A 7,386-nucleotide genomic window follows, 5' to 3' on the forward strand; every position below is an offset into this window, starting at 1 on the left:
TGCTGGTGCCTGGCCGCCGACCGAAAGCGAGGCCCGTTCAGAAACTTATGGAGACCGACATTCCCCGGATGAACCCGATGACCCTACGGTTGCCGAAAGGACCCGGCGCGAGTCAAGGAGTAGGCTCTGCTAACCGCTGGCGAGCGCGGCGTCTGCGCAATCTTCCTCGATCGTCAGGAAACCGATCTAACCTCGATCCGCTTTGCCGCTGCCTCCGGAGCTCTCGGGATGGCGAGGTGAAGCACACCGTCCTTCATATTCGCCTCAATTCCATTGATGTCGAAATCCCCGGAGAGAGTGAACTGCCGCTCGAAATCGCCGACGTCGTACTCGCGATAGGCCTGGCTGTAGCCCTCGGGCGTATCCTCTTCGACGCGGCCATAGATCGACAGCACCCGCTTCTCCAACGTGACCTCCAAACCCTCCGGGCTGACGCCGGGCAGATCCGCAACGACGCCAAGGCCCGTTTCAGTTTCGTAGATGTCAACCCGTGGTACGAAGACCAGCCTCTCATGGGTCCGCTCGCCCGCGTCCTGCTCCGCGGACAGCTTACCCTCCAGCTCCGGTTGGCTAGTCGGCGTGGCCTGAGACTGCTTGCTCCCCTTCGTTCCCGCTCTCGTGGTCTCTCGCTTAGCCATGACCCGCCTCCTTGATCGCCTTAACGTGAATGCGCTTGGGCTTGTCCTCTTCGGCCCGAGGAAGATCCAGAGTCAGTACGCCATTGACGAGATCCGCTTCAACCTTGTTCGGGTCGACCACAAACGGCAATGACACAGTCCGCACAAACCGGCCTCGACGACGCTCACGCCGGTGGTATCCCCGCCGGGCTTCCTCAGTTTCGGTTTGCCGCTCTCCGCTGAGCGTAAAGGAATCTCTGTGAATCAAGATGTCCAAGTCTTCTGATCTTACCCCAGGCAGTTCGGTGATGATGATGACGCCGTCCTGGTTTACGAAGACATTCACCGCCGGGAATTCCAGTCGGCTCACTTCGTCTTGGAGGCGGCGTATGTGAGCCCGCGTCCTTGATGAACTGGACAATCTGCGGGAACCGCTGCTGCAATATGTGATGGCGCTTGCCGGGATAGACCCCGAAGACAGGCCACGTGCCGACGCTCGGGGGCAGGGGAGGAAGCCTAGGGAGGTTCCCTTCAAGGAATATCTGGCGAGCCTCTACCGCATCGGCACGGGATGGCTGGGCTGGGAACCCGACACCACGCTTGAAGCCACGCCCGCCGAGATCATGGAAGCCTATCGTGGCCGTCTCGACATGCTGAAGGCGATCTTCGGCAGTTCGGAAGAACCGGAAGACAAGCTGTCCCCGATCAGCCCGGACGACAAGTTCAAGGTCGCTTTCGGTTCCTTCGGGACGACCAAAGTCCACCGGAAGAAGGCTGCATGACATGCCGATGCGCGCCCCTTCCATCCGCTCTTGCGGTTGCGTCCTGTCCCACCGGGCAACGATGCCAGCACATGGTTGCCGCCGACCGTGAGCGCAAGGCGCGCTTCGATCAGCAGCGACCATCGGCACGGGAACGCGGCTATGACAGCAAGTGGGATCGGGCGCGGGCAGAATACCTGAAAGCCAATCCCCGTTGCGTCCTTTGTGGCGCACCTTCCCGCGTCGTGGATCACAAGACCCCGCACCGTGGCGACAAGCGCCTGTTCTGGTCACCGTCCAATTGGCAACCGCTCTGCACGCCCTGTCATTCGGGACGCAAGCAACGGGAGGAACGGGCATGACGCATCAGCGCTTCCACCTGTTTCGGGGCGAATGGCTGACCTTGCGCCAGATCGCTGAACTGACCGGGATAGAGCCGGGAACGCTCATGCATCGCGTTCACACGCTGGCCATTGACCCGGAAAGGGCAGTCAGCGAATCCGTGGAGCCGCCAACGAAGCCTACAGCAAGCAAGGCCATGCCCGCCACCTACACCTTCAACGGCAGGACGCAAACGCTGCCGCAATGGGCAAAGGAACTCGGGATCAACCAAGCCACATTGCGGGACCGCATCAAAGTCGGATGGCCGATTGAGCGGGCGCTTACCGAACCGCCGATCAAGGGCGCTGTCCTGATCGCGCGGAAAAGAAACCACCGCCTCATCAGGCGACTGATCGCTGCCTATCGGGGATCATCCACCGTCAAGGAGCGGCGATGATGCTGGGTTCATCAGTAATCGTACGGGTTCCAGTCCGTTTGAGCGCGGCCCGGCTGCCTGATCGGTGTGTTCTTGAACCTAAACACGTGGTTGCTGTTTTTCTGGCAGACTTTGAAATCACCTTCACCCGATATGAAGCTGATCTGCTTGTCGCTGTTCAGGCAAACCGGGCAGATGAAATGCATTGGTTGCCCGTTTGCCGTGTCCGCCTTGAGCCTGAAGACCATATCCTGTTCGCCGGTTTGGAAAAGTTCGTATCTGGCCTTCTCCCGCTCAAAATCGTCTTGTTGTCTCAATTCACGGATGAGCGTCTTGAGAGCTTCACTAAGCTGCACATTCATCATGTTGGCGGCTGTCAGTTCGGTCGCGAGCATATTGAGCAAAGTATCCGCTTCGCCGCTGTCAAGCTTCTTGTCGGATTTGAGCAATTTCTTGACTGCTTCAAACGTGGCGACTGCTTTGCCGGTAGTGCCCAAGGCCGAGCTTGCAAGACCAAGCGCGTTCTCAATCAGACTGAAGTCCATTCGATCTCCCCGAAGACGGTCACAGAAGCGAGACAGTATCGCCGCCCGAAGCCTGTCAGCAAGCGAAGCCGGGGGTGTCTAACAACTTTCCCCATCTTCTAGGGACCGGCGAGGGGAGCGTTCTGCGTGATTTGCACTCCAAGGGGGCGGATGCGCCATGATCATCCTTACCGTCGCGGACATCAAAGCCCATGCGAACATCACGATCAGCGATGATGACGCGCTGATCGGCGACAAGATCGCAGCCGCCGAAGCATGGATTTCCAAGTTCATCGGCAATGCGCTGGACGACATCACGGCCTTCCCGGACGGAACGCCCGAACCGCTGAAGGAAGCTGTCCGCCAGCTTGTCGCGCACCTCTATGAGAACCGGGAAGCCACGCTTGTCGGCGTCACCATGTCGGACGTGTCGCCCGGCCTGTTCGACCTGATGGCTCCCTACCGGGAATGGTGCTTCTGACATGAGCGCGCAAACCCAAAGCCTAAGCCGCCGACTGAATGCCATCCCGAAGGCTGTGCGCAAGGCCGTGCATCCGGCCTTGGTGCAATCGGGCAACGAGCTTGTCCAGCGTATGCGAGCGCTCGCACCGGAAGACACCGGGGCGCTGAAGGCCAGCATCATCGCCACGCCGCCCGGACAGGCCACGCCGCCCTATTCGCAACCGGGCGGTTCCCGCATCACGGCGGAAAACGAAGTGCTTGTGACGGCGGGCAACACGACTGTCCGCTATCCGCATCTTGTCGAATACGGCACCGCTCACGCGCCGGCGCAACCGTTCTTCTGGCCCGCCTTCCGGCTGTCCCGGAAGAAGATCGCCAACCGCATCAAGCGGGCGATCAAGAAGGCCGTGCGGGAGGGATGATGGAACCTTCCCTTGATCTTCAGAAGGCTTTGCGCAACCGGCTTGTGGCTACGTCCGCCGTGACGGCGCTGGTTCCGGCAACGTCGATACTGGACCGCAACGCCCGCCCCGAACTGGACAACGCCATCATCATTGGCGAGGGCATGACCGTTCCCGATGATGGACTTGCCCGCCATCGGCATCAAGCGTTCGCCGACCTGCATATCTGGCGGAAGGAAGCCGGGCTTGCAGGGAGCAAGCAGATAGCGGGCGCGATCAGGGACGCGCTGAACGATGGACCGTTGACGCTGGACCATTTCCACGTCGCGGACCTTCGCATCGCCAGCACCCGTTTCCTTCGCGCCCCAGACGGCATTCATTCCCACGCCGTCATCGCGCTTGAAGCGCGCCTTGTGGAGCTGGCGTGATGCGGGCGGGCAAGCTGGACCGGATCATCACGATTGAGCGGGCCACGACCGCCGTGGACGAATACGGCACGCCAATTGAAGGCTGGACGATCCTTGCCACCGTGCGGGCGCAAATCATTCAGGGGACGGCGGAGAAGTTCATGCGGTCCTTCGGCACGTCGTCTGAAGCCGCCGTCATCTTCCGCATCCGCTATCTGGACGGCATCACCCTTGCTGATCGCGTGAACGACGGGACACGCAACTTCGATCTGAAGGAAGTCAAGGAACTCGGCAGGCGCGACGGCTTGGAACTCCGCTGCATCGCGACGGGGTAGGCATGACGCCGCGACCAAGATCGTCCGCGCAACCGGAAACCTGAAAATCGCGAAGGTCTTGCTCAATCACAGTTCGATTTCCGTCACCGACAAACACGCTCACGTGCTGGACAGCGAAGTGGCGAACGCGACGGAGGCAGTCGCAAAAGCCCGGAAAAAGTCCCGGAATGCGAAAAAGAAGGTCGCTTAGCGTATGAACCTGTTAGTGAAATTGATTTCAGACCTCCGGCCTTCTAAGTCGGTGCTCTCTCATCGTCTGACAGCGTCAAAAAGTGGGCCTGACCTGCAGCCGCAGTCAGGCAGGCGCCGATGAGGCCAGTCAACGCGAGAATACTCCGGCGCCGGAAGTAAGTGGTTTTCGTCATGCATTCCTCCCGGCAAATCGGTCGGATCGTCTCAAGCTCGACACTCCGCTAGCTTTAGGACCGGATTGCCTGCGGGAGGCGTTCCTCTGCGGGGCACCCTCGGATTCTTGGATATCTACTGTCGGCCTTCGAAATCTGTCGAAAACTCCAGAGACAATTCCTATAGACTAAGCAACTTTAAATGGTGAATCTCGCCTGATCCCCATATGCGGGAGATCAGCGCTGACCAGTTCCTTTCATCCCAAGATATTCACCATCGTCGGGCTTATCTGGTTGGAAACCAACTAACAGCATCACGCAACCTCTACCGGCGACGGCCAGCTTGAGCGAAAAAGTCGGAACGGCAAAACGGGTCACCAGACGTCGGAACTCCACACCCGATGGTTCAAAAACCATGGCCCGAATACCCGTATTCGGTCCATCCTAGCTATCTGTCACCTGTGAATAGGATCTATCCAAAGCACCTCCTCGGGTGCTTCCACCGGTTCGATGTCGAGGTTGACGACCACCGGTTCCTGGCCTGACCTGACGAGAACGCATTCCAGCGTTTCGTTGCGGCTGGTGATCATGACGGTGCCACCTGATCCCCGCTGGAGATGAAAGGCTTTCGGCGTATGGTGCGACCATCCGGGACAGGGGCACCGGGAGCATGCCAAGTGCGGGCAGGCCGATGTATTCGATGAGCTGCGAGCTCGCGTTAGTAGCTGGCCGCCCCTGCGACCTGCCCGGTTGCGCCGAGAGCGCGGATCCGTAGGTGTCGCGTCGCCCGCCGGCTCCCGACTGTTTGAGGAGGAGCCGATGAGACGCGTGATTGGAATGGACATCCACCGCACCTTTGCGGAGGTGGTGGTTTGGGAAGATGGCCAAGATGAGGTTGTCGTCGAAGCTACGGGCAACGCCATGGCGGTGGTGCGGGTTCTGTCGCCGTATGTCGGCCGGGTGATTGTCGCCAACCCGATGCAGGTGAAGGCGATCGCCCATGCCAGGATCAAGACCGACAACATCGATGCCGGCGTTCTGGCGCAGCTGCATGCCAGCGGCTTTCTGCCTGAGGTCTGGATTCCCGATGAGCGGACTGAGCGGCTGCGCCGACTCGTCGCGCGGCGCAACCAGGTCGTGCGGCATCGCATGCGCGTGAAGAACGAGGTGCATGGCATCCTGCAGGCGCACCTGGTGCCGAAGTGCCCGCATGCCGACCTGTTCAACCATCGCGGCCGGGCCTGGCTCGAGCGGCAGGCGCTTCCCGACGATGAAAAGAGCCGCGATCGCCCGCCACATCCGCGAGATCGATCGCCTGGCCGAGGATCTGGCTGACCTCGATCGCGCCAGCGCCCGGGAAGCGGTTGATGACGTGCAAGTCCGGCGGCTTCAGACGATCACCGGCGTCAATACCATCGTCGCGAGCGGTATCATCGCCGCCGTCGGCGACATCCGGCGGTTCCACGAGCTGCAGAGGCTGGTGAGCTACTTCGGCTTCAATCCGCGCGTGCGCCAATCCGGTCTTGGCATGGCGCAATATGGCCGGATCAGCAAACATGGGCGTTCCCATGCCCGCGCCATGCTGGTCGAGGCCGCCTGGGCGGCGGTGAAGGCGCCCGGACCGCTCAGGGCCTTCTTCCTGCGCATCCGCAACAAGCGTGGCCATCAGGTCGCCGCCGTGCCGTCGCCCGCAAGCTCGCCGTGTTGATCTGGCATCTGCTGACAAAAGAGCAGGACTACTTCTGGGCTCGCCCGGCGCTGTTGGCGGCAAAGCAGAGGCAGCTCGCTCTCAAGGCTGGCGCACCGGGCGAGCGCGGTGTCGGTCGCCGCGGTTCGGCTTACGCCTACAACGTGAAGGAGCTGCGAAACAGCGAGAAAGCCGCGGCCGAGAACGCCGAACGTGCCTACGAGCTGATGGTTCGGCATTGTCCGGCCACGCGGGCCGAAGCGGCGCACGGACGCCACAAACGAGGAACGACTATAACGGCTGCGTGGCGGCGCTCTCATCCTCTCACGCCGCTCTTTGCCACGTGGTCGTCCGTGCCAGGCGAACATAACATAAGCAAATATCCCGGTGCGACAATCGTCGCCCCGGTCCGCCCCAGACTGGCGCCGTGCTCGACGCCGTCAAGGGTGGCCTGGAGGCTCGCAGTAGGCCGTGCCGCCATCGCAGCGGCCAGCCTTGACCGCGTCTCGACACGCTCGCACGGGAAATCCTGTGGGCCGGGACGAAGAAACACGCTCACCTGAGCCGAACAAAGAAACGCACAGGAGCCGCGCTTGTCGATGTCATCCGTCGAATATGGGCAGGGCAAGAAAGGCCTGGAAGTCTGGAGCGTTCGCCTTGCCTAGAAGCCAATACACTGGCCATGGCCCAAAATTGCCGCTCATACAAAGAAAAAGCCCGCTGCCGGGAGGAGGTGGCAGCGGGCTTGATTTGAAATGCAGCGCGGGAGGAGGTGCACCGCATTCAGCGCCGGGCATCGCATCTGGGAGGAGTAGATGGCCGACAACAGGACCATATCGATCGCCGCAAATATTGCAATGCACAAATTGCATATCGCATGTGCGAAAGCGTTACCTGGGTGTATGCATCGACATTGTCCCGAAAGACCCACCCACCAACTTGTTGCCATAGCTGGCCGCTGTAGAGATTAATGGTGCTGGTCATTTTTGCTCTCCTTTGCGTTGTCGCAAGGAGGGCAGATCTGCGCCTGGATCGAAACGTCGAGCGCCGGCGCTCGTCGGCGACAAGCAGATCCGGCTGCAGCATGAGCG

At 60.7% G+C, this 7,386-nt stretch carries 11 protein-coding genes and 2 pseudogenes; 8 read left to right on the top strand and 5 right to left on the bottom strand.

All coding sequences use genetic code 11. The features are described 5' to 3' along the window. Window positions 1-173: 173 nt before the first annotated feature. Window positions 174-638, bottom strand: a complete 465-nt coding sequence (locus tag AC0L2K_RS34455) for an Hsp20/alpha crystallin family protein (protein ID WP_473528848.1) — start codon at window positions 636-638, stop codon at window positions 174-176. Next, window positions 631-987 (bottom strand): Hsp20/alpha crystallin family protein, encoded by a 357-nt coding sequence (locus tag AC0L2K_RS34460; protein WP_473533586.1) that lies wholly within the window; start codon window positions 985-987, stop codon window positions 631-633. Before AC0L2K_RS34460 ends, AC0L2K_RS34455 begins: the two co-directional genes overlap by 8 nt. Window positions 988-1,066: 79 nt before the next feature. Here AC0L2K_RS34460 and AC0L2K_RS34465 point away from each other — a divergent pair, with 79 nt between their 5' ends. The 3 genes from AC0L2K_RS34465 to AC0L2K_RS34475 all read left to right on the top strand — a co-directional run bounded on the left by AC0L2K_RS34465 (window position 1,067) and on the right by AC0L2K_RS34475 (window position 2,156). Then, window positions 1,067-1,399, top strand: a complete 333-nt coding sequence (locus AC0L2K_RS34465; protein ID WP_473533587.1) for a hypothetical protein — start codon at window positions 1,067-1,069, stop codon at window positions 1,397-1,399. A gap of 71 nt (window positions 1,400-1,470) precedes the next feature. Further along, window positions 1,471-1,740, top strand: a complete 270-nt coding sequence (locus AC0L2K_RS34470; RefSeq protein ID WP_473533588.1) for an HNH endonuclease — start codon at window positions 1,471-1,473, stop codon at window positions 1,738-1,740. Further along, window positions 1,737-2,156 carry a hypothetical protein gene (locus AC0L2K_RS34475; RefSeq protein ID WP_473533589.1) on the top strand — a complete coding sequence of 140 codons (420 nt, stop codon included), beginning with the start codon at window positions 1,737-1,739 and terminating at the stop codon, window positions 2,154-2,156. The genes AC0L2K_RS34470 and AC0L2K_RS34475 overlap by 4 nt, the downstream gene beginning before the upstream one ends. Window positions 2,157-2,167: 11 nt before the next feature. On the opposite strand, the gene AC0L2K_RS34480 is transcribed toward AC0L2K_RS34475, so the two are convergent. Next, entirely contained in the window at window positions 2,168-2,680 is a 513-nt protein-coding gene (locus AC0L2K_RS34480) for a hypothetical protein (RefSeq protein WP_473533590.1), read from the bottom strand. A 157-nt stretch (window positions 2,681-2,837) separates the two neighbouring features. Between AC0L2K_RS34480 and AC0L2K_RS34485 the strand changes: the two genes are divergently transcribed. The 4 genes from AC0L2K_RS34485 to AC0L2K_RS34500 are packed head-to-tail and all read left to right on the top strand — an operon-like array spanning window position 2,838 to window position 4,264. Continuing rightward, a complete protein-coding gene (locus AC0L2K_RS34485; RefSeq protein ID WP_473533591.1) occupies window positions 2,838-3,140 on the top strand; it encodes a head-tail connector protein in 303 nt (100 codons plus the stop codon). Between the two features lies 1 nt (window position 3,141). Next, window positions 3,142-3,543 (top strand): HK97-gp10 family putative phage morphogenesis protein, encoded by a 402-nt coding sequence (locus tag AC0L2K_RS34490; RefSeq protein ID WP_473533592.1) that lies wholly within the window; start codon window positions 3,142-3,144, stop codon window positions 3,541-3,543. Further along, entirely contained in the window at window positions 3,543-3,950 is a 408-nt protein-coding gene (locus AC0L2K_RS34495) for a DUF3168 domain-containing protein (protein ID WP_473533593.1), read from the top strand. Before AC0L2K_RS34490 ends, AC0L2K_RS34495 begins: the two co-directional genes overlap by 1 nt. Next, a complete protein-coding gene (locus tag AC0L2K_RS34500; protein WP_473533594.1) occupies window positions 3,950-4,264 on the top strand; it encodes a phage head closure protein in 315 nt (104 codons plus the stop codon). Before AC0L2K_RS34495 ends, AC0L2K_RS34500 begins: the two co-directional genes overlap by 1 nt. A 581-nt stretch (window positions 4,265-4,845) precedes the next feature. Here the strand turns inward: AC0L2K_RS34500 and AC0L2K_RS34505 are convergent. Together AC0L2K_RS34505 and AC0L2K_RS34510 are read right to left on the bottom strand one after the other, a co-directional pair. Next, window positions 4,846-5,025: a hypothetical protein gene (locus AC0L2K_RS34505; protein ID WP_473533595.1), complete on the bottom strand. Its 180-nt coding sequence runs from the start codon at window positions 5,023-5,025 to the stop codon at window positions 4,846-4,848. 38 nt (window positions 5,026-5,063) lie between these two features. Continuing rightward, a pseudogene (locus AC0L2K_RS34510) lies at window positions 5,064-5,189 on the bottom strand (cupin domain-containing protein); the annotation flags it as partial. Between the two features lie 256 nt (window positions 5,190-5,445). Between AC0L2K_RS34510 and AC0L2K_RS34515 the strand changes: the two are divergent. After that, window positions 5,446-6,592, top strand: a pseudogene (locus tag AC0L2K_RS34515) (IS110 family RNA-guided transposase). Window positions 6,593-7,386 lie beyond the last annotated feature (794 nt).

Source organism: Mesorhizobium sp. WSM4817 (assembly GCF_055811135.1).